Origin of the sequence: Micromonospora endolithica (assembly GCF_003626595.1) — a bacterium.
GTDB lineage: Bacteria > Actinomycetota > Actinomycetes > Mycobacteriales > Micromonosporaceae > Micromonospora > Micromonospora endolithica.
This window is the reverse complement of the sequence record NZ_RBAK01000004.1, coordinates 357,012-383,519: the sequence shown is the minus strand read 5'-3', so window position 1 is coordinate 383,519 and position 26,508 is coordinate 357,012. Positions and strand designations below refer to the sequence as shown.

The following is a 26,508-nucleotide window of genomic DNA, read 5'->3' as shown; positions in this document are numbered from 1 at the left end:
GCCGCCACCGGACGAACGCGGACGAAGGATGCTGATCACCATGGCGGACCACCCCGACAGCGAACCGGCGCCGGCCGGCCTGCCCGGCCCACCCCGACCGGGCAGCCGGTGGCTCGACGAGCGACTCACCCGGCTCGGCGTGACCGGGTCCTTCGCCCGGGACTGCCTGTCCGCCGCTGTCGTCACCGCGGTGACGTTCGCGCTGCTGGCACCGATCGTCTGGCTGGCCGCCCCCGGTGCGGGTGTCGACCTCGACCCGGCACTGGCCCGGTTGGTCGTCGCCCTCGGCTGCGGGCAGGCGCTGGTGCTGTGCCTGCGCCGGGTCAGGCCGCTGGTCTGTCTCGGGCTCGTCGCCGGCGCCCAACTCGTCATCGCCGCGGTGGTGCCGCCCGAGTTGACGGTCCGTGGGCTCGCGCCGCTGATCGCGGCGTACACCGTCGGCGTCCTGTTCCCGGCGCGGACGGCGCTGTTGCTCGCCCTCGGGGCGGCGGCCGTGGAGGCGGCCGGGGTGGTCGCGGCCACCGCCGTGGCGGGCCCGGGCCGCCTCACCCCGGCGGCCGGCCAGCTCGCGTCGGCCGCCCTGACCTACCTCGGGGCGGCCTTCGTGGGCACCTACGTCGCCACCCGCCGGCGCTATCTGGACCTGGTGCGGTTACGGGCGGAGGAGGCGGTCCGGGCACAGCGGGCCACGGTGCGGGCGGCGATCGGGGCGGAGCGGGCCCGGATGGCTCGCGAGCTGCACGACGTCGCCGCCCACCACCTGTCCGCGATGGTGGTGCAGGCGGCGGCGGTCGAGCGGTTGGTGGACCGCGATCCCGCCGCGGCGAAGGCCGGGGTGGCCTGGATCCGCGGACAGGGCAAGGAGACGCTGGACAACCTCCGGCTGGTGGTGGGCGTCCTGCGTGGCCGGTCGGCCGGTCGGGACGGTACGCACCCCACCGACGCCGAGGAGGGCACCACCCCGGTGCCGGGCCTGGCCGTGCTCGACGACCTGGTCCGCACCGCGCGGGACCTCGGCACCCCGGTCGAGTTCGTCGCGCGGGGACCGCGCCGCGAGGTGCCCCCGATCGCGGACGTCGCGCTGTACCGGATGACGCAGGAGTGCCTGTCCAACGCCCGGCAACACGCCCCGGGGGCTCCGGTCCGGGTGGTCCTGCGATACCTTGCCCGCGCGGTCACCCTCCAGGTCACCAACGCTCCGGTGGCACGGCGCCCCGAGCCGGCGGCGCGGACCGGCGGCGGGGTCGGTCTGGTGGGCATCCGGGAACGCGCGCACCTGATCGGTGCGGAGTTCGACGCCGGCCCGACGCCGGCCGGCGGATGGTCGGTCACCGTGACGCTGCCGACGGCACGTGACGACGAGCCGGCCGAACCGATCCCGACGACGGAGGGCGAGCACCCGACATGATCTCCGTACTGCTGGTCGACGACCAGGCGGTCGTCCGGGCGGGTTTCCGGGTCGTCCTCGAACAGGCCGGGGGCATCAATGTCGTCGGGGAGGCGTCCGACGGCTCGTCGGCGGTCACCCTGGCCCGCCGGCTGCGGCCCGACGTGATCTGCATGGACGTCCGGATGCCCGGCCGGGACGGGCTCGCCGCGACCCGTCAGATCGTCGCCGACGCCACCGGACGTCCGCCGGCCGTACTGGTGGTGACGACCTTCGACCTGGACGAGTACGTCTTCGGCGCGCTGGAGGCCGGCGCCAGCGGGTTCATCCTCAAGGACTGCGAACCGGAGGACCTCATCGACGCGGTCCGCCGTCTCGCCGACGGCTACGGGTTGGTCGACCAGGCGGTCACCCGCCGGGTGATCTCGGAGTTCGCGCGCCGCCGCCCGCCGCCCCTTCCGGACGCCGCGGCGGCCCGGCAGCTCACCGCGCGGGAGCAGGAGATCGTGGTACTGCTCGCCCGTGGTCTGTCCAACGGCGAGATCGCCGACGAACTGTTCATCGAGACCAGCACGGTCAAGTCCCACCTCGGGCGGGCGATGGCGAAGATCGGCGTACGGGACCGGTTGCAGACCGTGGTGTGGGCGTACCGCAACGGGCTCGTGCCCCGTTGAGCGGGCGCCGTACGGATGGACGTCGAAGGCCCGGTCGCGCGGACCGGGCCTTCGCTGCGGACGTCAGTTGCCCGACTTGTCCTTGGCCGGCGTCTGCGAGAGCGCGCTGCCGGCCGCCTTCTTGTCCGCGCTGTTCGCGTCCTTGTCGCGCAGCACCTTGCTGGCCGCCGACGCCGCCTCGTCGCTGGTCTGCTTGGTGTTGTCCGCCATGAGGTGCTCCTTCGCTCGTCCGGTGTTCCGATCCTCTCGGGATCCGCCCACCGCCTTGATGCCCATCCGAACGCCGTCTCAACCAACGGTCGCCCGATTGCCCTTGACATCGACGTCAATTAATGTCTTGTCCATGAAGGCGTTGCTGCTCGGCCGGCTGCCGGTGACCGCCCTGGTGCTCGGCGTCGCGATGGCGGTGTCCCTGCCCGCTCCGGCCCACGCCGCGACCGCGGCCTTCGCCAAGGAGAGCGAGTGGTCGGCCGGCTACGTCGGGAAGCTCACCGTCCGCAACGACGGGTCGACCCCGCTGACCACCTGGCGGGTGGAGTTCGACCTGCCCACCGGCACCAGCGTCAGCCACCACTGGAACGCGGAGCTGACCCGGGTCGGGCAGCGCCACGTCTTCACCAGCCTGCCGTGGAACGGCAACCTCGCCGCCGGCGCCTCGACCAGTTTCGGCTGGCTCTCGGCCGGCACCGGCGCCCCGCTGAACTGCCTGGTCAACGGCGTGCCGTGCGGCGGGGACGGCGGCGGCCCGGACGTGCTGCCGCCCACCGTGCCGGCGAACCCCCGCACCAGCAGCGGGAGCCAGACCCTCACGCTGCACTGGGACGCCTCGACCGACGACCGGGGGGTCACCGGCTACGAGGTCTTCTCCAACGGCACCCGGACCGCCACCACCACCGGGACCAGCCACACCATGCCGATCCCACCCCCGGGGCTCTTCACCTTCGGCATCCGGGCGCTGGACGCCGCCGGCAACTCGTCCCCGTTCGCCATCATCAAGCTGGGCGCGCTGCCCGACGGCGAAGCGCCCAGCGCCCCGACCAACCTTCGGCTGGCCGGGCCACAGGACGGCCACTACCGGCTCACCTGGGACGCCTCCCGGGACAACGTGTTCGTCGCCGGATACACCGTGCAGCAGAGCGGCACCGTGTCCGGGAGCACCCAGGTCGGCGACACGTTCGCCTACGGTGTCTCGCGCGGGTACGGCACGTACCTGTTCCACGTCCGGGCCTTCGACAGCTCGGGCAACCTCTCCGCCCCGGCGTCCATCGGGATCGCCGTCGACCCGCCGCCGCCCGTTCCCTGACCACCTCGCCACCGGCTCGCCGCAGGCGCGGATGTCGCCTAGCGTGGGGTTCGTCGAAGGCGAACGGCGAGCAGACCGACGGAGGCGACGGATGGGCGACAGGGAGCCGCGGACCGCGGGCGGCCGGACCGCCGACCCGACCACGTGACGCGTCGCGCCGCCCGGCCGGCCCGCCGCCGACACCTCCGCTGGGTCCTGGCCGCCGGGTGTTTGCTCGTCGCCGCCGCGCTGCCGGCCGGATCCCCGGCGGTCGGCGACGGCCAGCCCGGGCCCCTGCGGATGCTCCAGATGAACCTGTGCAACAGCGGCCTCGCCGGCTGCTACACCGGCCGGGCCGTGGACCGGGCCGGCGAGGTGATCCGCGCCGAGGCCCCACACCTGGTGACCCTCAACGAGATCTGCCGGGAGGACATCGGCCCGCTGGAGCGGGACCTGGCGGACGTGCACCACGGCGGCGCCGTCGTGGCGAGCTTCCAGGCGGCCTCCGACCGGCGGACCGGCGGGCCGTCCCGGTGCCGAAACGGCCAGGAGTACGGCATCGGTCTGTTGGCGCACCTGCCGTCGGGCCAACGCGGGCACACGACGTACCGTGGGCTCTTTCCCGCGCAGGACCCGATCGACCCCGAGGAACGGGCATGGCTCTGCCTGCACGCGCCCGGCGCGTTCCACGCCTGCACCACCCACCTGGCCGCCTTCGACTCGGCGGCCGCGCTGGCCCAGTGCGTCCACCTGTTCGGCACCGCGATCCCGGCGCTGCACTCCGCCACCCGTCGCCAGCCCACCCTGGTCGGCGGCGACCTCAATCTCCGGTTCGGCGGCACGCCCGACCTGCGGGACTGCGTACCGCCGGACTACCAACGGCTGGACGGCACCGGCGTCCAGCAGATCCTCACCACCGCCGACGTGAGCGTCGGGCCGGTCCGCCGGATCGACATGGCCGGGACCACGGACCATCCGGGCGTCCTGGTCAGCCTGACCGTCAACCGACCACCCGACCGGTCCACCTGAGCCGGCTCACCGGCCGTACGGCCGGGACGCCCACCCGGCGGCCAGCACGTGCGGATCCCCGGTCCGGAACAACGGTGGGTCGTGCAGCAGGAAGTCGCGGTGGCTGATGTTCCAGGCGTACGCGCCGGCCATGGCGAAGGCCAGTACGTCGCCCACCCCCACCGGTCCGGCATCCGCCGACCAGGACAGCACGTCCTTCGGGGTGCACAGCTGCCCGACCACGGTGACCGGTCCGCCGTCGCTGCACGGATCGCCACCGCCGCGCCGCCGGTGCACGGTGAACGGCTGCGGGTGGCCCTTCGCGGCGGGCGTGCGCAGGTGGTGGGTGCCGCCGGCCACCACCACGAACCACTGGCCGTGGGACCGCTTCACGTCGATCACCTCGGTCAGGTACGCCCCGCAGTAGGCGGTCACCGAGCGGCCCGGCTCGATGCGCAGCCGCAGGCCGGGATGCCGGTCGAGGACCTCGGTTAGCGCCCGGCCGTAGCCCGTCCAGTCGAACCGCGCCGACGGGTCGGTGTAGTCGACGGCCATCCCACCGCCCACGTCGACCTCCGCCGCACCCAGTTCGGTGACCGCCCAGTCGACCACGGCGGCGGCGACCGTGGCGGCGGCCGGCGCGTCCAGCCCGCTGGCCAGGTGCGCGTGCACGCCCCGGACGTCCACCCCCGGCGGCGGCTGGCGGGCGCAGGCCACCGCGTCGGCCGGGTCCATCCCGAACGGGCTGGGCCGACCGCCCATGACCAGGCTCGCGCCGGGCGTCCGGACCGGCAGGTTCACCCGCAGCAGCACCCCCGCTGATGTGCCGGCGGCCACCGCCAGCGCACCGAGGCGGCGCAGTTCGGCCGGCGACTCGACGTGGATCCGCCGCACCCCGGCGCGAAGCGCGGCGGCGAGGTCCTCGTCGGTCTTGCCCGGACCCGCGTACGCCGCCGGCGCCCGGCCCGGCAGGACCTCGGCCAGCCGCCCCAGCTCGCCCCGGCTGGCGGCCTCGAACCCGCTGACCAGCGGGGCGAGGGTACGCAGGACACCCGGATCGGGGTTCGCCTTGACCGCGTACAGCAACTCCACCCGGGGCGGCAGCGCGGCCCGGATGGCGCGGGCGTGCCCGGCCAGACCGTCGAGGTCGTGCACGTAGACCGGCCGGGTCACCGGGGTCCTCCGAACGGGTTCGGCACCGGCACGAACACCGCCGCCCGGTCGGCGTCCCGACGCCAGCGGACCAGCAGGTTCGCCTTGGCCGTCAGGGGCCGCCCGCGCAGCAGCGCGCGCAACTCGGGCGGTTCGCCGAGATCCGCCGCCACCGCCGCGACGACCGCGCGCAGCTCCTGCCACAGAAGCGTCTCGATGCCCGGCCGCGCGTCGGCGAGGGCGCCGCAGACGCCGGCCAGGTGGTTGACGAACAGGCAGTACACGATCCGGTTGCGCGCGTCGGAGGGCCGGTAGCCGACCTCCGGCGGAACGCCCCGCGGCCACGGCGACCAGCGGCGGGTCTCCAGCTTCACCCCCTCCAGGTCGCGCAGCAGCATCCGCACCGGCCGGCGCTCCCGGTCGAGCACCACCACCACGTTCTGCAGGTGCGCCTCGTGCACCACGCCGTGGCGCAGCCAGCACCCCAGCACCGCCGGCACGAGCAGCCCGACGTACGCCCGCCACCAGGCCACCGGGTCGGCCACCGGCAGCGGACCGGCGGCCAACGCGGCGGCCAGCAGCGGGATCTGGCCGGGCCGCAGGTGCGGACGGACCCCGGTACGCAGGATCGTCCCGTACGCCTCGTCCGCGCCGGGCAGGTCGACCGTGCGGTAGGCCGGCTCGGTGAGCAGCGCGACGCCGGCCGGCAGCGGCACCCGGGACAGCAGGTCGCTGAGGGCGACCGCGCCGGTGAGTTCGTACCGGGCGTTCTTGCGCAGGCAGTTGGTGATCCGCACGTGCAGGCTGGCCTTGACGAACAGGTCCGCCTCCGGGGCGTACAGGGTCCGCACGCTCGCCGTCGGTCGCACCGGCACGCCGGCCGCACCGAGCCGGCGCAGGCGTAGGTGCGTCGGCGGCACCAGCGACAGCTGCCACGGATGCACCGGTAGCGCCCGGTGCCCGGCGGGAGGCCGGGGCGGGTCGAGGGCCGCCACCAACGGGTCGAAGGGCCCGGCGTCGGCCACCAGGTCGTCCGGCACCGCGAGCCAGTGCAGCCGGAAGGCGGTACGCAGTTCCGGGGCGTACGCCCGCCAGGTGTCCGGGTCGCCGCTGCGCCACTTCGGTGTCGGGTGGTACGGGTGGCCGAGGACCAGCGACTGTTCGGAGTCGACGTACGCGTCGACGGCCGGCTCGCCGGTGGGGGTGGGGTCCCGGGCCGGCCGGTCGGCCAGCAGGCGCCCGACGGCGTCCCGGCTGGCCCGCACCTGACCGGGGAACTCCTCGTTGTCCACGCCGGTGCGGACCCGCAGTTCGGCGGCGACCAGGCCGGCGAGCCCGGCGGAGTCCAGGTCCTCCCACCGGTCGCCGCCGGTGCGCCGCTGCACCGCGCCGCGGTAGCGGTGCGCGCCGATCGGCGAGACCCGGGCCACCGCGCAGCGCAGCGTCACGTCCAGGTGTCGCAGTCGCAGCCGCAGGGTGTCGCCGACCACCGCCGCGTCGCCGTCGGGCAGGGCGACCTCCCGCACCAGGCAGCCGAGGACGCCGTGGGCGGCGGCGAGGTCGGCCCGCCGGTCGGTGTCGCGCCGGCAGCCGGAGCGCAGGCCGGTACCCGTCATGGCGTCTCCCGCAGGTAGTTCGGGCCGGTACGCCGGTAGTACTTGTTCACGTCGGCGCAGCCGAGTCGCTGCTTGGGCAACAGGGTGCCGGCGGTGAGCATCGCCTTCACCGGCAGCCGGGCGGCGCGCAGCACCCGTTCGGTGAGCAGCCGCGCCGCCGGCCCGTCACCCCAGCGGTCCCGGGCGGCGGCCAGCCGGGGCGCCAGCGCGGCGGCCGGCGACGGCACGCGCACGCCCCGCGCGGCGAGGGCGAGCAACGGCGCCGCCGCGGCCAGGTGCAGGGTGATGGTGACGAACACGTCGGCCAGTTCCCGCGGGTCGGCCACCCACATCCGGTTGTCCCGCAGCGCGGGCCCGCCGGCTACCCGGTGCCGTCCGTCCAGTCGCGCGCCGTCGTTGTCCTTGTAGAGCAGGCCGACCGTCCCGTCCGGATCCACCAGCAGGTGGATGTTCTGCGGGTGCGCCTCCAGGGCGACCCCGTGCCGGAGCCAGAGAAAGACGTGCCAGTCGAGCAACAGGTCCAGATAGGACATCAGCAGCGCCTCCGGCGGGCCGGGGCTGAGCCGTTGCAGCACCGTCCCGGCGACCGGATCGGGCGCGGCCAGCGCGGCGACCGGCACCACCCGGACCCCGGCCAGGTCGCGCGGGAACCGGCGCAGCAGGAAACCCCGCCGCTCGTCGCCGTCGACGTGCCCGTAGGTGCCCTCGTCGGCGTGCCGGACCCGACCGGCGAAGGCCGGTTCCCCGGCGGCGATCCGGTCCAGCAGGCCGGCCACGGCCGCGCCGTCGGCGAGCGTGTCCGGGTGCAGGGTCCGCCGGTTGGCCGCGCCGAGGGTCGCCGTCGGCAGCGGCAACTTCAGATGGGTGTACGGGTCGTCGGCCAGCGCCACCGTACGCATGGACAGGGTGGGCCGCACCGGCACCACCGGCAGCTCGGTGACGTCGAGCGCGTACCGCCGCGCGGTGAGCGGATGCACCGGGATCAACACCTGGTCCGGCCCCGGTGCCGGCGGCCACCACGGTGGCAGGCAACCGGTCAGCCGCACCGATCCGGCCGGGGCCGGATACCAGCGCAGCGCGAAGCGCGGCAGGTGTTCGGGTGCGTAGCGCCGCAGGTCCTCGTCGTCCAGCCCGTGCCGGCAGCGGTCGGTGGGATAGACCGGGTGGCCGGCGTACGCGGCGAGCACGTCGTCGAGCAGCGCCGCCGGCAGGCCGGTGCCGGTGGCACCCGCGCCCGTCCGTTCGGCGACGACTCCGGCGAGGACCCGCGCCCGTGCCCCGGCGGCGAGCCGGCGGGCCCGCAGGTCGGCCCGGCACTCGGCGGTGAAGACCCGCCAGCCGGCCTCGGCCTCGGCGTCGCCGCGCGGACGCAGCAGTGCCAGCAACCCGTCCAGGGTGTCCGTCCGCCGGGTCGTGCCGCCCGGGTCGACCAAGTGCAGGGCGGGCGCGGCGCTGCGGATCGCCTGCTGGAAGCCGTCCGCGCGGACCGGGATGCGCAGCAGCCCCGCGGGGTGGGCGACCACCCACCAGCCGGGCCCGTCCGGGCCGCCCCGGCTGTGCAGGCCGAGGTGGTCCTCGCGCAGCAGGGCGTCGAGCACCCGGGTGAACACCTCCCGCTCGCTGTCGTCGGTCATCCGGCGATCGTCCAGCGCAGGTCCTGCCGGAACGCGGCCAGCGCGGCCCGGACCGTGTCCCGGTCGGGCCCGACGGCGTGCAGCACGGCGAGGTAGTCGCGGTTGGTGCCGGTCGGCTCGACCACACCGCCGGGCTCGCGCAGCGGCCGGCAGCCCAGCCGGACCCCGCCGGCGACGGTGTCCTGTCGCCCGGGGGCGGTGGTGAGCACGCCCGGCCGGTCCGCGCAGACGTACTCCACCCGGGCGAACCGGTCGACCGTCGACGGGTCGGGCAGGTCGAGCGCGGCCAGTGGTTCGCCGAGGTGCAGGCGGATGACGTGGGCGAACAGCGGCACGCCGAGCAGTTCGGCCAGGATCAGGTCCATCCGGTCGCCGATCAGCCGGTAGTTCACCTCGATCAGCCGGACCCGGTCGTCCTGGACGACGTACTCGGTGTGGCAGGCGCCGAGGCCGACACCGAGGGCGTCCAGCCGGGCGCGCAGCGCGGTGTCGACCCGCTCCGGCGGGGGCGCCCAGTCGAGGCTGGTCTCGACGAAGGTGGGTGGTGGGCCGAGGCCGGTCCGCCATCCGCCCACCACGGCCAGCGTGGTCCCGTCGCCGAGGGTGTCGTACGTGCGCAGCTCGCCGGCGAGGTGTTCCTCGACCACCAGCGCGACGTCCGGCCGGCGGGCGCGGATGGCGGCCACCCGGTCGGCCAGTTCCCGCCGGTCGGCCACCAGGTAGGCGTCCTCGCTGGCCACGCCGGCGCGGGGCTTGACGACCGCCGGGAAGATCCGGTCCGGCACCGTGGCCGCCGCCCCCGGGTCGAGGGCGACGGTGCGTACCGTGTCGAGGCCGGCCGCCGCGACCGCCCGGCGGGCCGCGGCCTTGTCCTTGCAGACCCGGGCGGCTTCCGGGTCCTTGCCGGGCAGGCCGAGCGTGCGGGCCGCGCACGCGGTCGCCTCCTGGAGGTGGTCGCTGTTGGACAGCAGCCCCACCGGCGGGCCGTTCGCGGTGGCCGCCGCGACCACGGCCGCCGGGTCACCGACGGCGCACCCGGCCACCGGAACGCCGTCCGGCCACCGGTCCGGGCGGTCGGTCAGGACGGTGACCGGCAGTCCGAGGGTGGCCGCCGCCGGAAGGAAGCCCTCCAGGACGGCGTCGGTGGCATTGAGCGCGGTGAGGTACAGCCGCAATCCCGCCTCCGTGGACTGGGACGATGACTCGCGATCCGCTGAGCCTACCGCCGTGGTCGGTTTCCGTCGGTCGCCCGCGTCGCGCCTAGCGGCCGCCGCCGGTGACCGCCGCGCCGCGCCCGGCGGGATCCGGCCGCGCCACGCGGTCCGGCCGTTCGGCGCGGTCCGGCCGCTCGGCGCGCTCCCGCCGTTCGGCGCGGTGCAGCAGCCCGGCGGCGACCAGACCGCCCAGCAGGACGGCCACCGCGCCGACGGTCTGGCCGTCCTTGAGCGCGGCGGCGAAGGCGGCGGTGACCGCGTCCCGTTCCGGCCCGGACCGGGCGGCGGCGAGGGCGGCCGGGAACGAGCCCGCCCCGGCCAGCGCGGCGGGGAGCAGGGCGGCGAACCGGGCGTTGAGCACCGCTCCCAGTACCGCGACGCCGAGGCTGCTGCCGACCTCGGTCATGGTGCCGTCGACGCCGGCGCCGGCGCCGGCCCGATGCCTCGGGATCGCGCTCATCACCGCCTCCACGATGGCCGGGTTGGCCAGCGCGCAACCGGTGCCCATGACGAGCAGGCCGGTCAGCAGCACGGCGTAGCCGTCCGACGGGACGTGGGTGATCAGGACCAGTCCGCCGGCGAGCATGGTCATGCCGGCCGCGATGGCCACCGCCAGCCCGAGCCGGCGGATCAGCGCCGCGGCCACCCCGGTGACGTTGAGCAGCACGATGGACAGCGCGAAGGGGACCATCCGCAGGCCCGCCTCCCAGGCCGGGTAGCCACGGACGAACTGGAGGTGCTGGGTGAGCAGGAACAGCGCGCCGGTGGCGCCGAACGTGATCAGGACCACCCCGGAGATGGCGCCGACGAAACGGCGGTCCCGGAAGAAGTGCATGTCCAGCATCGGCGCCTCGACCCGCCGCTCCCACCACACGAAGGCGGCGAGCAGCAGCACCCCGGCGGCGGCCGCGCCGAGCACCTCGGCCGACGCCCAGCCCCGGTCCGGCCCCGCGATGATCGACCAGACCACCGCGGTGAGGCCGGACGTGGACAGCGCCACCCCGCCGAGGTCCAGCCGCCCCCGGGCCGGCTCGCGGGACTCCGGCACCAGGGCCAGGCCGGCGACGAGGCAGACCAGCACGATCGGGATGTTCATCAGGAAGATCGCACCCCAGGGCAGGTGCGCCAGGATGGTGCCGCCGATCGGCGGGCCGGCGGCGAAGCCGAGCGCGCTGGTGGCCGCCCAGATGCCGATCGCGCGGGACCGCTCGGCCGCCTCGAAGATCTGCATCGCGACGGCGAGCGTGGTGGTGATCAGCAACGCGCCACCGACACCCATTCCGGCCCGGGCGGCGATCAGCTGCTCACTGCTGCGGGCGAGCCCGGCGGCCAGCGAGCCCAGTCCGAACAGGACCAGGCCGACGAGCAGCATCCGGCGGCGTCCGTACCGGTCGGCCGCGCTACCGGCGGTCAGCAGCAGCCCGGAGAGCACCAGGGCGTACGCGTTGATCATCCACTGCACGTCGGCGGTGCTGGCGCCCAGTTCGGTGGTGAGCACCGGCACCGCGACGGTCAGCACGGTGTTGTCCAGCACCACCACCAGTTGCGCGAGGCACAGCACCGCCAGGATGAGCCAGCGCGCCGGCACCAGGGCGGCCCCGGCGTCCGGCCGGTCGTCGCCCACCGGGCCGGGGGCGGCCGTGCCGGTGGCCGTCCGGTCGCCGCTCACCGGCGCGGGGCGAAGCGGGCCAGCGGGTTGTCCAGGGTGCCGGCGAACTGGAGGGCGGCCGACGGGTCGGCGAGGTCGACCATCTGCCGGTTGTCCCGCAGTTGCAGCCGGTTGAGGCAGGACAGCGGGAACCGCTCGGCGAACAGGTCGTGCCGGGCGAGCCGGTCGGCCAGGTGCGGGACGCTGTCGGCGTAGGCGGCGGCGCACTCGGCGACCGTCCGCCAGACGGTGTCCTCGTCGCAGACGCCCTCGGTGACCAGGACGGCCGCCAGGTGCCGCAGGAAGCAGTCGATCACGTCGGTGAAGATGGACAGGATCTTCTCGTCCTCCGGCACGGCCGCCCGGATCCGGCGTACCGCCTCGGGCAGGTCGGCCTCGGGATCCATCACCACGATCTCCTCGGCGATGTCCTTGAAGACCACTCGTTCCACCGTCGCGCCGTCCAGCACCAGGATGACGTTCTCACCGTGCGGCATGAAGGCCAGGTCGTAGGCGTACAGAGAGTGCAGCAGCGGCACCAGGTAGGCGTCCAGGTAGCGGCGCAGCCACTGCGCCGGCGGCTGCCCGGACGCGGCGATCAGCGCCGCCGCCAGCGACCGGCCGTCGCCGTCGACGTGCAGCAGGGACGCCATGGTGGCCACCCGACGGCCCGGTTCCAGGCCGGGCACCGGGCTCTCCCGCCACAGCGCCGCGAGCATCTTCCGGTACGGCGAGTACCGGTCGGTGGCCGCCTCGTACTGCGGGTGGCGGTAGCCGATCGCGGCCCGTTCCCGCAGGATCGACAGCCCGGTGCGCTTGAACACCGGGTCGTTGTCGACCAGCGCGGCGAGCCAGTCGTTGATCGCCGGGGTGGCCTCCATGTAGGCCGCCGACAGCCCGCGCATGAAGCCCATGTTCAGCACCGACAGGGCGGTCTTCACGTAGTGCCGGTCCGGGCGGGTGACGTTGAAGAAGGTCCGGATCGACTGCTGGGCCAGGTAGGTGTCGGGCCCCTCGCCCAGGCAGACCAGCCGCCGCCGGGCCACCTCGCCGGCGAAGGTCACCGACAGCTTGTTCCACCACTGCCAGGGGTGCACCGGCAGGAGCAGGTAGTCGTCCGGGTCCAGGCCAAGGCCGGTCAGGGTGGCCGCGAACCCGGCCAGGGTCTCCTCGCCCAGCTCGGCCCGGACCAGGGTGTCGTAGTCCAGGTCGGCGGCGCAGGTGAAGGTGGTCCGGTCCCGGTGCGCGGCCAGCCACACCAGCCGGACGCCGGAGCCGGCCTCCGGGGCGTACCGGTGGTGGTCGTGCACGCCGAAGCCGATCCGGCCGTTGTTGGCCACGAAGCACGGATGGCCCTCGGTCATCTGCGTCTCGATGGTCTGGAAGTCGGCCTCGGCCAGCTCGGCCGCGCTCACCGGCGGCTTGGCGAGCTTGTACGCCCCGCCGGCCAGGGTCGCGCTGATCTCCTCCAGATAGACCGGCAGGACCGTGTCGGTGAGGCCGAGCGCGCGGCGCAGGTCGAGCACCAGGTCGACGGCGTCCAGCGGCAGCTCGGCGCCGTCGCGGTGCCGGGTCACGCTCTCCGGGTCGATCAGCCAGTGGTCCAGCGCGAGCAGCCGGGCGGCGAACCGGTACTCCACCGCGTCGTCGTCGCCGCGTACCCGCCACCGGCCGTCGCCGGTGGGCTCCGGGGTGACGAGACGTTCGTGGGCGAACTCGGCGAGCGCCTTGCGGACCAGCAGCCGGTTGGCGCGGGCCCAGCGCTCGGGCGTCAGGTGGTCGACCGACGTGGTGGGGTTCACGGGCGTACGTCTCCTCGGGTGGCGGTGCGGAACTGGTCCCGGGTGCAGACGCTGAGCAACGCCTCCTTCTCGGGCTTGCGGATCGGGCCGACGACGGTGAAGCCGACCGCGGCGTTGAGCGCGTGCACGGCGGTGTTGCGCACGTCCGGCTCGACCACCACCCGGCGCACGGCCGGATCGGCGAAGAGCCACGCCATCACCGTGGTGATCACCGCGCGGGTGAAGCCGGGCACCGGGGTGTCGGTGGGGGCGCACAGGAAGTGCATGCCGACGTCGCCGGGAGCGGCGTCGTACAGCCCGACCAGCTCGACGTGCGCCGGGTCGTAGCGTTCGGCCAGGAAGGCCGGCGTGCCCCGCCACAGGCCCAGGTAGGCGTCGTGGTGCGGGTGGGCGGCGATCCGCCGGTACTCGTCGGTCACCCCGGCGACGTCGGCGTCCTGCATCATCCAGAACACCGCCTTCGGGTGGGTCACCCAGCCGTGCAGCAGCGCGGCGTCCGCCTCCGCGTCGAGGGTACGCAGGGCGAACGCGCCGAGCCGCTCGTCGACGCGGTGGAACACCGTCATCGGGTCGCTCCGGCGGGAACGCCGAACTCCTGGAAGGCGATGCTCTTCTCGATCGGGTAGTGCTCCCGGCCGGTCAACTCCCGGATGATCCACGAGTTGCGGTACGCGCCCATGCCCAGGTCCGGCGACGTGACGCTGTGCGCGTGGGTGGCCGCGTTCTGCAGGAAGATCTCCCGCCCGGCGTGGTCGACGCTGTAGTTGCGGGCCACGTCGAACCGCCCGTGGTCGTCCCAGCGGATCCGGTCCCGCACACCGTCGAGGAAGGCGGGCAGCCGGTAGTGGTAGCCGGTGGCCAGCACCAGACCCTCGGTGTCCAGGGTGGCGTCCCGTCCCTGCTCGACGTGGTGCAGGCCGAGCGTGTACGTCCCGCTCGCCGGATCGTGGCTGGCGGTGCGCAGAGCGGTGTTGGTCAGCAGCCGGGTGCGGACCGGTCCGGCGACGCTGCGCGCGTACAGCAGGTCGTAGATGTCGTTGATCAGGTCGGCGTTGATCCCCTTGAACAGGCCCTTCTGCTCGCCCTCCAGGCGGTAGCGGGTCGGCTCGGGCAGCGCGTGGAAGTAGTCCACGTAGTCCGGAGAGGTCATCTCCAGGGTCAACTTGGTGTACTCCAGCGGGAAGAACCGCGGCGACCGGGTGACCCAGTTCAGCTGGTAGCCGTAGGTGTCGAGGTCGGTCAGCAGGTCGTGGTAGATCTCGGCGGCGCTCTGGCCGCTGCCGACGATGGTGATGCTGCCCTTGGCCCGCAGCGCGTCGCGGTGCTCCAGGTAGCGGGAGTTGTGCACCAGGTCGCCGCCGAGGTCGCGGCAGGCCTCCGGCAGGTACGGCGGGGTGCCGGTGCCGAGCACCAGGTGCCGGGCGCGGTGGGTGACCTCGCCGTCGGCGGTGTCGGCGCGCACCACGTAGCAGCCGTCGGCCTCGTCGTACCCGACACCGGTGACGGTGTGCCCGAAGCGGAGGTTCGGCAGCTTCGCCGCGGCCCACCGGCAGTAGTCGTTGTACTCCACCCGCAGCGGGAAGAAGCTCTCCCGGATGTAGAACGGGTAGAGCCGGCCGTTCTCCTTCAGGTAGTTCAGGAAGGAGTAGGGCGAGGTCGGGTCGGCGAGGGTGACCAGGTCGGCGATGAACGGCGTCTGCAGGCGGGTCGAGTCCAGCAGCATGCCGGGGTGCCAGTCGAAGCCGTCCCGAGCCTCCAGGAACACCCCGTCGAGGTCGTCGATCGGTGCGGTCAGGCAGGCCAGGCCGAGGTTGTACGGGCCCAGCCCGACGGCGATGAAGTCGTGTGTCGACATCGGTTTCTCCAAGCGGGAACGGCGTCAGCCGACCGGGCAGGCCAGGGCGGCGGCGGACCGGGTGTCGGCATACCAGGAGGCGTGGCCGGCGATCAGGTCGAGGACCGCGGCGATGTCGTCCACGGTGGTCTCGGGGTTGAGCAGGGTGAACTTGAGGTAGTGGGCCCCGTCGACCTTGGTGCCGGCGACCAGGGCGGCGCCGGAGGCGGACAGGGCCTCGCGGGCGTGCAGGTTGGCCTCGTCGACCACGCTCGGGTCGGCGCCCGGCGGGACGTACCGGAAGACCACGGTGCTCAGCTGCGAGCGGGCGGCCACCTCGAAGCGGGGGTCGGCGTCGAGCATCCGCCACGCCTCGGCCGCGAGATCGACGACCTGGTCGAAGAGGGATCCGATCGCGTCCGGACCCATGATCCGCAGGGTGAGCCAGAGCTTGCAGGCGTCGAAGCGCCGGGTGGTCTGGATGCTCTTGTCGACCTGGTTGGGGATGCCCTTCTCGACCGCCCGGGCCGGGTTGAGGTAGTCCGCGTGCCAGGTGGCGTGCCGCAGCACGCGGGCGTCGCGGACCAGCAGGGCGCTGGAGCTGACCGGCTGGAAGAACGACTTGTGGTAGTCGACGGTGACCGAGTCGGCCCGCTCGATGCCGTCGAGCAGGTGCCGGCGGGTCGGCGAGACCAGCAGACCGCAGCCGTACGCGGCGTCGACGTGCAGCCAGACCCCGGCGGCGGCGCAGACGTCGGCGATCTGCGGCAGCGGGTCGATGGTGCCGAAGTCGGTCGTGCCGGCGGTGGCCACCACCGCCATCACCACCAAGCCCTCGTCCCGGCAGCGGGCGATGGTGCGGGCCAGCTCGTCGGTCCGCATCCGCCGGCCCGCGTCGGTCGGCACGGTCAGCACCGCCTCGGCGCCGAGACCCAGCAGTTTCGCGGCCTTCTGCACGCTGAAGTGGCCGGCGGCGGAGGTGATGATCCGCAGCCGGGACAGCACGTCGGCCCGGCTCGGCCGCTCGGCGGCACCGCCGACGACCCGGCGGTGGGTCTCCTCGCGGGCGAGCAGCATCGCCTGGAGGTTGGACTGGGTTCCGCCGCTGGTGAAGATGCCGTCGGCGCCGGGGCCGAGACCGATCCGCCCGACCGTCCACTCGACGAGACGGCGCTCCATCAGCGTGGCGCCGGCGCTCTGGTCCCAGGTGTCCACCGACGAGTTGACCGCGCTGAGCACCGCCTCGCCGAGCAGCGCGGGGATCACCACCGGGCAGTTCAGGTGGGCCAGGTAGCGGGGGTGGTGGAACCAGACCGCGTCCCGCAGCCACACGTCGTGCAGCTCGTCGAGGGCGGCGGCGGTGTCGCCCAGCGGCCGGTCCAGGTCGATGCCGGCCACCAGCGGGGCCAGCGCCTCCGGCGAGACGCCGGTGAACGGCCGGTCGGCGGTGGCCACCCGGGCGGCGACGCGGTCGACACCCTCGATCACGGTGCGGCGGTAGGTCCCGACCGAGTCGGCGTTGAGCAGGTGGGCCCGCGCGGCGATCGGGTCGGGACCGGCCCCGGCCGGCGGGGTGTCGAGGGCGCTTCCGTTCGGGCTCATGCAGGTCCTCATCGATCAGGAGTGACACGGGGATCGCGGCGGCGGCGAACCGCACTGCAACCGCAGTTAGGCTAGCCTTACCTAATCAGTAGTCAAGAGGGCGGTTGGGCGTTTCAGGCCACGGCCCGCACCTTGGCCGCCGTCGGAGCCGGGTCCACCGACCCGTCCCGGCGCGGTGGGCGCGGGAACCGCCGCTGGTGGGCGAGGCCGAGCGCCACTCCGGCGGCCACCAGCACGATCGCGGCGACCGCGACCCCCGGGTAGCCGATCCGCTCGGCGGCAGCCAGCCCGACCGAGGCGGCCACGAACGAGCAGACCAGCCCGAAGGACGACAGGACGGTGAAGTCCGTGCCACCGGTGTCCGGGCGCGAGTAGTCCATGTTGACCGTGTAGAGCACGACGTTGGCGACGGTGTACGCCGCCATGAAGAAGCAGAGCGCGGCCACCGTCGGGCCCAGCGGCGCGCGGCCGTTCATCAGGGGCAGCAGCAGCAGCGTCGACAGCGCGAGCGCCAGACCACCGACCACCAGCACGCCGGCCCGCCCGAACCGCCCGACCCCGAGCCCGGCGACCAGGCCGGCCACGATGGCCGGCACGCTGATCACCACACCGGTCACCACGCCGATCCGGCCCAGCGACCACCCCGCGTCGACCAGGGCGGGGGTGACCAGCGCGTACGCCATTCCCGCGCCGACGTAGACCAGCGGCACCACGCCGAAGGTCCACCACCGGCAGCCCGGCTGGCCGAAGACCGACAGCAACGCCCGGTAGGCCGTGCCGATCCGGGGCACCCGGTCGGTGCGGGCCGGCTCGCGGAACCGCCACACCACCACCAGGCCGACCGCCGTCATCGCGACCAGCAGGCCGATCGCGGGCTCCCAGCCGAACCGGTCGTAGACCAGCACGCAGGCCCCGCCGCCGAGCAGGTTGCCCAGGTAGCTCGCGGCCACCTGGATGCCGTTGCCGGTGCCCCGGGCCGACTCGCTGAGCAGCCGGACGGCGACCGCGTCCACGGCGATGTCCTGGGTGGCCGAGAAGAAGACGTACGCGGCGCAGATGGCGATCACCGCGCCGAGCCGGTCGGCCGGGCGGGAGAACGGCAGCAGCGCCAGCAGGGACACCACCAGGGCACCCTGGAGCACCAGCAACCAGGACCGGTAGTGGCCGCGGTGCCGGGAGCCGTACCGGTCGAGCAGCGGCGCCCAGAGGAACTTGATCGGCCAGATCAGGCCGACGACCTGCAACAGCGCCAGGGTGTCCAGCGAGGTGCCGCCGTCGCGCAGGATGGCGGTCAGCCCGACGGTGATGAAGCCGACGCCGAGGTACTGGGTGACGTAGAGCGAGGTCAGCGTGCCGAGCCGGCCGTTCACGCGGCGGCCCGCCAGTAGCCGAGCGAGGTGACCCGGTGCTTGTCCACGCCCAGGCCGCGGCGGATGTGCCGGGCCAGGTCGCGGGTGCTGGCCGCCTCACAGGCCACCCAGTAGTGCGCCGCGTCGCTGGCCGGCAGGGCGGCCTGGACCGTCTCGACCAGGTGCCGGCCGTCGTCCCGGCGGGGCACCCAGGTCACCTGGTGGTGGGCGCGCGCCCGCGGGGCGAGGGACTTCTCACCCTCGTGGGCGTACTCCAGCCAGACCGTGGCCGGGATGTCGGCACCGGCGTCGAGCAGGCTGTTGACCGCGGGCAGCGACGCCGCGTCGCCAACCAGGTAGAGGTGCTCGGGGGTGGGATCGGGCAGCTGGAACGCGGTGCCCTGCACGGTGGCGGGGATGGTGTCGCCGACCCGCGCGCCGGTGGCCCAGCGGGCGGCGCAACCGTCGTGCACGGCGAACTCCAGGCTGAACCGGCCGGTGGCCGGGTCGGGGTCCACCAGGGTGTACGCGCGCTGGTGCGCCCGCCCGTCGTTGTCGAACCACAGCCGGATCCACATCGTCGGGTGCACCCCGCACGCCTCCAGCAGTCCACCGCCGTCGACGAGCAGCCGCTGGTAGTGCCCGTCGATCGACTCGGTGCCCAGCACGGTCAACCGGAAGTCCCGGCCTCCCATGGCCTTGAGGACCAGGGCCTCCCAGTTCCGTTTCACGCACCCCTCCAGGTAAGGTCGAGCTTAGTTAGGGGAGGTTAGCCTAAGTTGCGCAGTCGATGGAACACCCCGGTCCCACCCGCGCACCGGAGGTGGCAGTGAGCCGCGTCGATCGGGACCCGTGGGGCGTGCCACTGCTCTGGGCGGACGACGTCGACGCCCTCGCCCGACTCCAGGGACGCGTCACCGCCCTCGACCGCGCCTGGCAGATCGAGGTCGAACGGTGGCGCTCGGAGGGACGGCTGGCCGCGCACCTCGGCCCGTCCGCACTGGACTGGGACCGCTTCGCGCGCCGGGCCCGCCTCGACGACACCGCGCGGCGCTGCTACGAGCGCCTCGACCCGGCCACCCGCAGGTGGATCGGCGCGTACGTCGACGGGGTGAACGACGGTCTGGCCGAGGGCGCCGCGGCGGCCCCGGAGTTCGCGGCCCTCGACCTCGCGCCCACCGCCTGGCACCCCTGGTCTCCGCTGGGCGTGTTCCTCGTCCAGCACGTGCTCTTCTCGACCTTCCCGAGCAAGCTCTGGCACGCCCACGTCGCGCGGACCCTCGGCCCGGAGGCGGTCGACCTGTTCGCCGTCGAGGGGCCGGGTGGCTCCGGCAGCAACGCCTGGGTGGTGCCCGCCGACCCGGCCACCGGCCGCGGCCCGGTCATCGCCGGCGACCCGCACCGGCTACTCGAACTGCCCGGCATCTACCAGCAGGTCCGGCTGGCCTGCCCCGAGTTCGACGTGCTCGGCTTCGCCTTCCCCGGCGTGCCCGGCCTGCCGCACTTCGGGCACGCCGGCGAGGTCGCCTGGGCGGTCACCAACGCGATGGCCGACTACCAGGACGTCTACCGCGAGCAGCTGCGCACCGACGGCGACCGGGTGCTGGTGCGGGACTCCGACGGCTGGGTGCCGGCGACCCGCCACGTCGAGGAGATCGAGATCCGGGGCGGCGCGCCGGAACCGGTCGAGGTCGTCGAGACCCCGCGCGGCCCGGTGATCGACCACGACCGGGTGACCGGCGAGGCGATCAGCCTGCGCACCCCCGTCCGGGTCGCCGAGCGGCTCGGCTTCGAGGCGCTGCTGCCGATGCTGCGGGCGCGTACCGCCGCCGACGTCGCGGACGCGCTGCGGCCCGCCTGGGTCGAGCCGGTGAACAGCGTGCTGGTCGCGGACCGGTCTGGTGCCGTCCGGCAGCTCGTGGTGGGGCTGGTGCCGGACCGGGACGAGCGGTGCCGCCGGGAGCCGGTGCCCGGCTGGGAGCCCCGGTACCGCTGGCGGGGTGGGTACCTGCCACCGGTCGACCGGGCGGTCGCGCGGATCACCGTCTGCGCCAACGACCGCCGCGACGACACCGCCCCGTTCGGGGTCGATTTCGCCCGGCCGCACCGGGCCCGGCGCATCCGCGACCTGCTCGCCGAGGGCACCGCGCCGGAACGGGTGCACACCGACACCCGGGCGGCGACCGGGACGCTGCGCGGGGTGCTGCACCGGCTGGACCCGGACGGCCTGGGCGCGCCGGAGCGGGCGTTACGGGCGCGGCTGCTCGACTGGGACGGCCGGATGCGCGCCGAGTCCGACGACGCGGGCGCCTTCGCCGCGTGGCGGGCCGCCCTGGTCCGCCGACTGCACGACCACCCGCTGCTGCGCCCACTGCGCGAGCCGTCGGCGTACGACGGTCTCTTCGCGCCGTGGAACGACCCCCTGGGTCGGATCGGCCTCGCCCTCGACGGGGTGCTCACCGGCCTGCCCGACCTCGACGTGACGCCGCTGGCCGGCGCGGCCCTCACCGACGTGGTCCGCGGCCCGGCGGTGTCGCCGTGGGGGCGGCGGCACCTGCTGCACCCGATCCACCTGGGCGTCGCCCCCGCGGTGGACGACGCGGTGACCGCGATGCGGGACCGGGTCGCGCTCTCCGGCGACACCGACTGCGTGCTGGCCACCGCCAGCGTCCCCGGGGTGTCCGACGCCTGCTGGCGCGGCCCGGTGGCCCGCTACGTGTGGGACCTGACCGACCGCGCCGCGAGCCGCTGGATCGTCCCGTTCGGCGCCTCCGGGCGTCCCGGCGATCCACACTTCGACGACCAACTGCCCCAGTGGGCCACCGGTGGCCTGAACCCGGTGCCCACCCATCCCCTGGCGAAGGACGACGCGTGACCATCCAGTTGGAGAAGATCCCCGACCTCGGCGACCTGGCGCTCGTCGTGGTGCAACCGGACCGGCACGCCGAACTGCTGCACGGCTGGGTCAGCCAACCCCGCAACGCCTTCTGGGGGATGGCCTCGCACACCCTCGACGAGGTACGCGAGATCTACGCGTTCGTGGACGGGCTGCCGACCCACCACGCGTACCTGATCACCCTGGACGCCGAGCCGGTGGGGCTGTTCCAGACCTACCAGCCGGAGGCGGACCCGGTCGGCGAGCGCTACCCGGTCCGGCCCGGCGACATCGGGATGCACCTGCTGCTGCACCCGCCCCGCCGCCTCGCCCGGGGCCTCACCACCGCGATCGGGCCCGCGCTGGCCCGCTTCCTGTTCCGCGATCCCGCCGCACGGCGGATCGTGGTCGAACCGGACGTGCGCAACGAGTTCGCGCTGCGCCGCCTCCGCAACGAGGGATTCACCTTCTCCGACGAGATCGACATGCCGGACAAGCGCGCCCAGCTCGCGTTCCTGACCCGCGACCGGTTCGAGGCCGACCACCCCGCGCCGGCCTGACCGCCGGCCGTCTCGACGCCGAGGGCGGGTCAGCCGAGCGCGGCGCACCCGGCCCGCACCGGGTTCCACCCCCGACAACCGGGCGGTGCGCGCCGCCCGACGTCCCGGCCTTGAAGCCCCGGTAACAGTCTGGCAATGTTATGGGTATCGATGTTAGCGCTCCCATGGAGGCTTGACCCCCGTCCCGGGGTCGAGCACGCACGATCCTTTAGCGCGCTCACACCGAGGTGCGTCCGCGAACCGCCATGTTCGCCCGACCCTGGAGGAGCCACCATGACACCACCACCGGATTCGAGTCCGACGATGAACAACCCACCACCCCCGACCCGGCTCTGGTCACTCCCGCGGCGGCTACTCCTCTCCCTGCTCGCCGTCGGGGCCCTGCTGGTCAGCATGGTCGCACTGGCCACTCCGGCCAGCGCCGGCACGACGCTCGGGGCCGCCGCCGCGGAGAAGGGCCGCTACTTCGGCGCCGCGATCCCCGCGTTCAAGCTCTCCGACAGCCAGTTCGTCACCATCCTCAACCGCGAGTTCAACAGCGTCACCGCCGAGAACGAGATGAAGTGGGACGCCACCGAACCCCAACAGGGCGTCTTCACCTACGCGGGCGGCGACCGCATCCTCAACCACGCCCGCTCCCAGGGCATGTCCGTGCGCGGTCACGCCCTGCTCTGGCACGCCCAACAACCCGGCTGGGCACAGAACATGTCCGGCACCGCCCTGCGCAACGCCGCCATCAACCACGTCACCCGGGTCGCCACCTACTATCGCGGAAAGATCCACTCCTGGGACGTGGTCAACGAAGCCTTCGCCGACGGCGGCAGCGGCGGCCGCCGCGACTCCAACCTCCAGCGCACCGGCAACGACTGGATCGAGGCCGCCTTCCGCGCCGCCCGCGCCGCCGACCCCGGCGCCAAACTCTGCTACAACGACTACAACACCGACGGCATCAACGCCAAGTCCACCGGCATCTACAACATGGTCCGCGACTTCAAGGCCCGTGGCGTGCCGATCGACTGCGTCGGCTTCCAGACCCACCTCGGCACCACCGTGCCCGGCGACTACCAGGCCAACCTCCAACGGTTCGCCGACCTCGGCGTCGACGTGCAGATCACCGAACTCGACATCGCCCAGGGCAGCAACCAGGCCAACGCCTACGCCCAGGTCACCCGCGCCTGCCTGGCCGTCGCCCGCTGCACCGGCATCACCGTCTGGGGCGTCCGCGACAGCGACTCCTGGCGGGGCAACGACAACCCGCTGCTCTTCGACCGCAGCGGGAACAAGAAACCCGCCTACACCGCCACCCTGGACGCGCTCAACGCCGGCGGCACCGGCACCCCGGGGCCGGTGGACACGAACGCGTGGTACGTGTTGGTGAACCGCAACAGTGGCAAGGCGCTGGACCTGTTCAACCGGGCCACCAACGACGGCGCGCGGATCAGCCAGTGGTCACGCAACGACGGCACCAACCAGCAGTGGCAGTTCGTCGACTCCGGCGGCGGCTACTACCGACTGAAGTCACGCCACTCGGGCAAGGTGCTCGACGTCTACAACTTCTCCACCGCCAACGGCGCGGCCATCGTGCAGTGGGCCGACGGCAACGGCACCAACCAGCAGTTCCGACTGGCCGACTCCACCGGCGGCCACGTCCGGTTGATCAACCGCAACAGCAACAAGGTGGTCGAGGTACAGGGCGCCTCCACCGCCGACGGCGGCAACATCGTGCAGTACGACGACTGGAACGGCACCAACCAGCAGTGGCAACTCGTCCGCGTCGGATAGCTCCGGGCGTCCCGGCCGGCACCCGACCGGCCGGGACGCCGTCCACCCCGGCCGGTCGGCCCGATCCTCTCCTCCCCCGGGTGGAGACGCCGCTCCGACCAGCGGCCGGAACCGGGGCTCCCGGTCCGACGCCGGCCGCCGGCCGGCCGGCAAGCATCTACAGGCATGACTACCACGCTGCACCGGGCGGCCGGCTGGCATCGCCCCCTGATGGTCCTCGTCGCGGCGATGGCGGTACTCGCCGTCGTCACCGCGGTCGGCGTCGTCGCCGACCCCCGCGTCCTCACCGGCGCGCCGATCTGGCTCAAGCCGTTCAAGTTCGCGGTGTCCTTCGTGCTCTACGGCCTGACCCTGGCCTGGATGCTCTCCCTCCTGCCCCGACGCAGCCGGGTCGCGGAGTGGGCGGGCACGGTCGTCGTCGCGATGGCGCTCGCCGAGATGGTGGTGATCGTCGGGCAGGTGCTGCGGGGCACGACCAGCCACTACAACGACACCACTCCGCTCAACGCCGCCCTGTGGGCGACGATGGGCATCGCGATCATGGTCTTGTTCGCCGCCCACCTGCTCATCGCGATCGTGCTGCTGCGTCGGCCGGCGGCGGACCGGGTCGCCCGTTACGCGGTCGGCCTGGGGCTCGGCCTGTCCCTGCTGGGCATGCTGGCGGCGGTGCCGATGGTGCTGCCCGCCCAGGAGCCGGGGATCGAGGGGATCGCCGGGGCGCACAGCGTGGGTGTACCGGACGGTGGTCCGGGACTGCCGCTGGTCGGCTGGAGCACCACCGGCGGTGACCTGCGGATCGGGCACTTCGTCGGGCTGCACGCCCTGCAGGCGCTGCCGATCCTGGCGATCCTGCTGAACCGGTTCCTGCGCAACCGACTGGACCAGCGGACCCGGGTCCGGCTGGTGGTCGTCGCCGGGGTCGCGTACGGCGTACTCACGGTGTTGTTGACCTGGCAGGCCCTGCGCGGGCAGCCGCTGCTGCGCCCGGACGCCGTCACGCTGGCCGCCGCGACGGCCCTGGCGGCCAGCACCGCGACCGCCGTCGGCGTGGTCCTGGCCCTGCGACGCGGCCCGGAACCGGCGCCGGCCGCGCAAGCGGGCCGGGGTGGGCCGGTCCCGGCCGTCAGCGCCTAGGCTGATCCCGTGGGGTGGGTGGGACGCCTGTTCGACGCGCGGGACACGCTCGCGCGGATGCTGCTGCTCAACCTCAGCGGCGTCGGCTACCTGTTCTTCGGCACCCAGAACGGACGCCCGCCGACGACGCCGCAGTGGATCCTCGCGGCCCTCGCGTTCGCCGTCGCGCTGGCCTGCCACCACCGGCCGCTGGCCAACCTGCTGGCGCAGGCCGCGCTGCTGGCGGTGGCGGTCCAGCTGGTCGACGACACGACGATCAACCAGGTGGGCGCCGGCTGGGCGCTGCTGGAGTTGACCATGCGGGCGCACCGGCCGCGGACCATCTGGCCGGCCGCCGGGCTGCTGGCGGTGGTCAACCTGACCGACTCGATCGGCGACCCGCCCCGACGGTTCGCCTCCGGTGTCTTCGGGCTGACCGTGGAGGTCGGCGTGCCGCTGCTGCTCGGTCTGGTCGTCCGGACCACCCAGGAACTCGGCCGGCAGGCCGAGGAGCGGGCGGCGGCGGAGGAGCGCCGGCGCGAGTCGGAGAGCCGCGCCGCACGCGCGGACGAGCGCAGCGCGATCGCCCGCGAGCTGCATGACGTGGTGGCGCACCACGTGGCATCGATGGTGCTGCGGGTGGGCGTGGCCCGGCACGTGCTCACCGACCTGGACCCGAGGGTGGGCGCGGTGTTCGACGACGTGCACGGCACCGGTGCCGCGGCCCTGACCGACCTGCGCCGGCTGGTGGCGGTCCTGCGCGACCCCGACGGGGTACCCGGCGACGCGGCGCTGACCGCGATCGAGCCGTCGGCGGTCCCGGCGGCGCTCGGCGCCGCGGTCGATCGGGCCCGCCAGGCCGGCGTCCGGGTGGAGGCCGACGTCGACCCGGCGGTCGGCGCGCTCGACGCGGTACGCGGCCTGGCGGTGTTGCGGCTGACCCAGGAGGCGCTGACCAACGTGGCCAAGCACGCGGGCGCGTCCGCGCGGGCCCGGCTGGCGGTGGTGGTGGTCGACGGGGCCGTCCACTGGGAGGTCACCGACGACGGACACGGCCGGGTGCCGGGGCCCGTGCCGCCCGGCGGGGGCCACGGCCTCACCGGGATGCGCGAACGCGTCGAGGTCCTCGGTGGTCGGCTCGACGCCGGCCCGGTCGAGGCGGGCTGGCGGGTCCGGACCGTCCTCCCGCCCCCGACCGTCGCCGGGGCGCCGGTGAACCCCCGCTCCCCCGCCGTGCCGCCGCCCCGCGACCGGACGGAACGCCCGGAGAACGCCATCCCCGGGATCCCGGCCCGGGCACCCGAACCGGAGGCGTCGTGATCCGTGTCCTGCTGGTCGACGACCAGCACCTCATCCGCGCCGGCCTGCGGATGCTCTGCGACGCGCAGTCCGACATCGAGGTGGTCGGCGAGGCCGACAACGGCCGCGAGGCCATCTCCCTCGCCGCGCGGCTCGTCCCCGACGTCGTGGTCATGGATCTCCGGATGCCGGGGGTGGACGGGATCACCGCGACCAGCCGCATCCTCGCCGACCGTCCCGCGACCCGCGTCCTGGTGCTGACCACCTTCGGCGACGACGACCACCTCTATCCCGCCCTGACCGCCGGGGCCTGCGGCTTCCTGCTCAAGGACGCGCCCCCCGCCGATCTGCTGGACGGTGTCCGCCGGGCGGCGGTGGGCGACAGCCCGTTCAGCCAGGAGGTGCTGCGGCGGCTGGTGCGCCGCGCGGTGCACGCCCGGTCCGAGGCGCCGCGCCGGGCGGCCGGCCTCACCGGCCGGGAGCAGGACGTGCTCGACCTGGTGGCGCAGGGACTGTCCAACACGGAGATCGCCGACCGGCTGCACATCGGCGTCACCACGGTCAAGACCCACATCACCAGCCTGATGGCCAAGACCGACAGCCCCAACCGGGTCCGGCTGGCCCTGTTCGCCCACGGCGCCTGAACGCCCCGGACGCGGTGCGTCCCTCGGACGCGC

General features: G+C 74.1%; 22 protein-coding genes. 10 read left to right on the top strand and 12 right to left on the bottom strand.

Annotation, left to right across the window (positions count from 1 at the left end; translation table 11 throughout):
* Nucleotides 1–40 precede the first annotated feature (40 nt).
* A complete protein-coding gene (locus D7223_RS13565) occupies nucleotides 41–1,408 on the top strand; it encodes a sensor histidine kinase (RefSeq protein WP_147252506.1) in 1,368 nt (455 codons plus the stop codon).
* Nucleotides 1,405–2,061 (top strand): response regulator, encoded by a 657-nt coding sequence (locus tag D7223_RS13560; protein WP_120728731.1) that lies wholly within the window; start codon nucleotides 1,405–1,407, stop codon nucleotides 2,059–2,061. Before D7223_RS13565 ends, D7223_RS13560 begins: the two co-directional genes overlap by 4 nt.
* Before the next feature lie 63 nt (nucleotides 2,062–2,124).
* Here D7223_RS13560 and D7223_RS33040 read toward each other — a convergent pair whose 3' ends face one another.
* Entirely contained in the window at nucleotides 2,125–2,271 is a 147-nt protein-coding gene (locus tag D7223_RS33040) for a hypothetical protein (RefSeq protein WP_186832208.1), read from the bottom strand.
* Nucleotides 2,272–2,404: 133 nt separating this feature from the next.
* Here D7223_RS33040 and D7223_RS13555 point away from each other — a divergent pair, with 133 nt between their 5' ends.
* Both D7223_RS13555 and D7223_RS13550 read left to right on the top strand, forming a co-directional pair.
* Nucleotides 2,405–3,364 (top strand): cellulose binding domain-containing protein, encoded by a 960-nt coding sequence (locus tag D7223_RS13555; protein WP_158610883.1) that lies wholly within the window; start codon nucleotides 2,405–2,407, stop codon nucleotides 3,362–3,364.
* Between the two features lie 144 nt (nucleotides 3,365–3,508).
* A complete protein-coding gene (locus D7223_RS13550) occupies nucleotides 3,509–4,372 on the top strand; it encodes an endonuclease/exonuclease/phosphatase family protein (protein WP_120728729.1) in 864 nt (287 codons plus the stop codon).
* A 6-nt stretch (nucleotides 4,373–4,378) separates the two neighbouring features.
* Here D7223_RS13550 and D7223_RS13545 read toward each other — a convergent pair whose 3' ends face one another.
* From D7223_RS13545 to D7223_RS13495, 11 genes are all read right to left on the bottom strand, one after another.
* A complete protein-coding gene (locus D7223_RS13545) occupies nucleotides 4,379–5,524 on the bottom strand; it encodes an alanine racemase (RefSeq protein WP_120728728.1) in 1,146 nt (381 codons plus the stop codon).
* Entirely contained in the window at nucleotides 5,521–7,119 is a 1,599-nt protein-coding gene (locus tag D7223_RS13540) for an IucA/IucC family protein (RefSeq protein ID WP_120728727.1), read from the bottom strand. Before D7223_RS13540 ends, D7223_RS13545 begins: the two co-directional genes overlap by 4 nt.
* Nucleotides 7,116–8,753 carry an IucA/IucC family protein gene (locus D7223_RS13535; protein WP_120728726.1) on the bottom strand — a complete coding sequence of 546 codons (1,638 nt, stop codon included), beginning with the start codon at nucleotides 8,751–8,753 and terminating at the stop codon, nucleotides 7,116–7,118. The genes D7223_RS13540 and D7223_RS13535 overlap by 4 nt, the downstream gene beginning before the upstream one ends.
* Nucleotides 8,750–9,928, bottom strand: a complete 1,179-nt coding sequence (locus D7223_RS13530) for an ATP-grasp domain-containing protein (protein WP_120728725.1) — start codon at nucleotides 9,926–9,928, stop codon at nucleotides 8,750–8,752. The genes D7223_RS13535 and D7223_RS13530 overlap by 4 nt, the downstream gene beginning before the upstream one ends.
* Before the next feature lie 85 nt (nucleotides 9,929–10,013).
* Complete coding sequence (locus D7223_RS13525) at nucleotides 10,014–11,591, bottom strand: MFS transporter (protein WP_238161941.1); 1,578 nt, start codon at nucleotides 11,589–11,591, stop codon at nucleotides 10,014–10,016.
* A 41-nt stretch (nucleotides 11,592–11,632) separates the two neighbouring features.
* Complete coding sequence (locus D7223_RS13520; RefSeq protein ID WP_120728723.1) at nucleotides 11,633–13,417, bottom strand: IucA/IucC family protein; 1,785 nt, start codon at nucleotides 13,415–13,417, stop codon at nucleotides 11,633–11,635.
* A complete protein-coding gene (locus tag D7223_RS13515) occupies nucleotides 13,414–13,983 on the bottom strand; it encodes a GNAT family N-acetyltransferase (RefSeq protein WP_120728722.1) in 570 nt (189 codons plus the stop codon). Before D7223_RS13515 ends, D7223_RS13520 begins: the two co-directional genes overlap by 4 nt.
* A complete protein-coding gene (locus D7223_RS13510; RefSeq protein ID WP_120728721.1) occupies nucleotides 13,980–15,272 on the bottom strand; it encodes a lysine N(6)-hydroxylase/L-ornithine N(5)-oxygenase family protein in 1,293 nt (430 codons plus the stop codon). The genes D7223_RS13515 and D7223_RS13510 overlap by 4 nt, the downstream gene beginning before the upstream one ends.
* A 24-nt stretch (nucleotides 15,273–15,296) precedes the next feature.
* Entirely contained in the window at nucleotides 15,297–16,853 is a 1,557-nt protein-coding gene (locus D7223_RS13505) for a pyridoxal phosphate-dependent decarboxylase family protein (RefSeq protein ID WP_120728720.1), read from the bottom strand.
* A 113-nt stretch (nucleotides 16,854–16,966) separates the two neighbouring features.
* The gene (locus D7223_RS13500) at nucleotides 16,967–18,223 is read right to left on the bottom strand and encodes an MFS transporter (protein ID WP_120728719.1); all 1,257 of its coding nucleotides are present in this window, start codon (nucleotides 18,221–18,223) and stop codon (nucleotides 16,967–16,969) included.
* Nucleotides 18,220–18,933, bottom strand: a complete 714-nt coding sequence (locus D7223_RS13495) for a siderophore-interacting protein (RefSeq protein ID WP_120728718.1) — start codon at nucleotides 18,931–18,933, stop codon at nucleotides 18,220–18,222. Before D7223_RS13495 ends, D7223_RS13500 begins: the two co-directional genes overlap by 4 nt.
* Nucleotides 18,934–18,992: 59 nt before the next feature.
* On the opposite strand from D7223_RS13495, the gene D7223_RS13490 reads away from it, so the two are divergent.
* The 6 genes from D7223_RS13490 to D7223_RS13465 all read left to right on the top strand — a co-directional run bounded on the left by D7223_RS13490 (nucleotide 18,993) and on the right by D7223_RS13465 (nucleotide 26,475).
* Nucleotides 18,993–21,077, top strand: coding sequence for a penicillin acylase family protein (locus D7223_RS13490; protein WP_120728717.1), 2,085 nt, complete (start codon nucleotides 18,993–18,995; stop codon nucleotides 21,075–21,077).
* A complete protein-coding gene (locus D7223_RS13485) occupies nucleotides 21,074–21,637 on the top strand; it encodes a GNAT family N-acetyltransferase (RefSeq protein ID WP_120728716.1) in 564 nt (187 codons plus the stop codon). Before D7223_RS13490 ends, D7223_RS13485 begins: the two co-directional genes overlap by 4 nt.
* Nucleotides 21,638–22,030: 393 nt before the next feature.
* On the top strand, nucleotides 22,031–23,419 hold the full coding sequence (locus D7223_RS13480; RefSeq protein ID WP_202864653.1) for a glycoside hydrolase family 10 protein: 1,389 nt from the start codon (nucleotides 22,031–22,033) through the stop codon (nucleotides 23,417–23,419).
* Between the two features lie 165 nt (nucleotides 23,420–23,584).
* Nucleotides 23,585–24,553 (top strand): hypothetical protein, encoded by a 969-nt coding sequence (locus D7223_RS13475; RefSeq protein ID WP_120728714.1) that lies wholly within the window; start codon nucleotides 23,585–23,587, stop codon nucleotides 24,551–24,553.
* Nucleotides 24,554–24,562: 9 nt separating this feature from the next.
* Entirely contained in the window at nucleotides 24,563–25,852 is a 1,290-nt protein-coding gene (locus D7223_RS13470; protein WP_120728713.1) for a sensor histidine kinase, read from the top strand.
* A complete protein-coding gene (locus D7223_RS13465) occupies nucleotides 25,849–26,475 on the top strand; it encodes a response regulator transcription factor (protein WP_120728712.1) in 627 nt (208 codons plus the stop codon). Before D7223_RS13470 ends, D7223_RS13465 begins: the two co-directional genes overlap by 4 nt.
* Nucleotides 26,476–26,508: the final 33 nt, after the last annotated feature.

What these genes read in the sequence shown, in the direction of transcription:
- D7223_RS13565 (WP_147252506.1), top strand. Translation starts at nt 41, where the DNA reads ATGGCGGACCACCCCGACAGCGAACCGGCGCCGGCCGGCCTGCCCGGC.
- D7223_RS13560 (WP_120728731.1), top strand. Translation starts at nt 1,405, where the DNA reads ATGATCTCCGTACTGCTGGTCGACGACCAGGCGGTCGTCCGGGCGGGT.
- D7223_RS33040 (WP_186832208.1), bottom strand. Translation starts at nt 2,271, where the DNA reads ATGGCGGACAACACCAAGCAGACCAGCGACGAGGCGGCGTCGGCGGCC.
- D7223_RS13555 (WP_158610883.1), top strand. Translation starts at nt 2,405, where the DNA reads ATGAAGGCGTTGCTGCTCGGCCGGCTGCCGGTGACCGCCCTGGTGCTC.
- D7223_RS13540 (WP_120728727.1), bottom strand. Translation starts at nt 7,119, where the DNA reads ATGACGGGTACCGGCCTGCGCTCCGGCTGCCGGCGCGACACCGACCGG.
- D7223_RS13535 (WP_120728726.1), bottom strand. Translation starts at nt 8,753, where the DNA reads ATGACCGACGACAGCGAGCGGGAGGTGTTCACCCGGGTGCTCGACGCC.
- D7223_RS13515 (WP_120728722.1), bottom strand. Translation starts at nt 13,983, where the DNA reads ATGACGGTGTTCCACCGCGTCGACGAGCGGCTCGGCGCGTTCGCCCTG.
- D7223_RS13510 (WP_120728721.1), bottom strand. Translation starts at nt 15,272, where the DNA reads ATGTCGACACACGACTTCATCGCCGTCGGGCTGGGCCCGTACAACCTC.
- D7223_RS13505 (WP_120728720.1), bottom strand. Translation starts at nt 16,853, where the DNA reads ATGAGCCCGAACGGAAGCGCCCTCGACACCCCGCCGGCCGGGGCCGGT.
- D7223_RS13490 (WP_120728717.1), top strand. Translation starts at nt 18,993, where the DNA reads ATGGAACACCCCGGTCCCACCCGCGCACCGGAGGTGGCAGTGAGCCGC.
- D7223_RS13480 (WP_202864653.1), top strand. Translation starts at nt 22,031, where the DNA reads ATGGTCGCACTGGCCACTCCGGCCAGCGCCGGCACGACGCTCGGGGCC.
- D7223_RS13475 (WP_120728714.1), top strand. Translation starts at nt 23,585, where the DNA reads ATGACTACCACGCTGCACCGGGCGGCCGGCTGGCATCGCCCCCTGATG.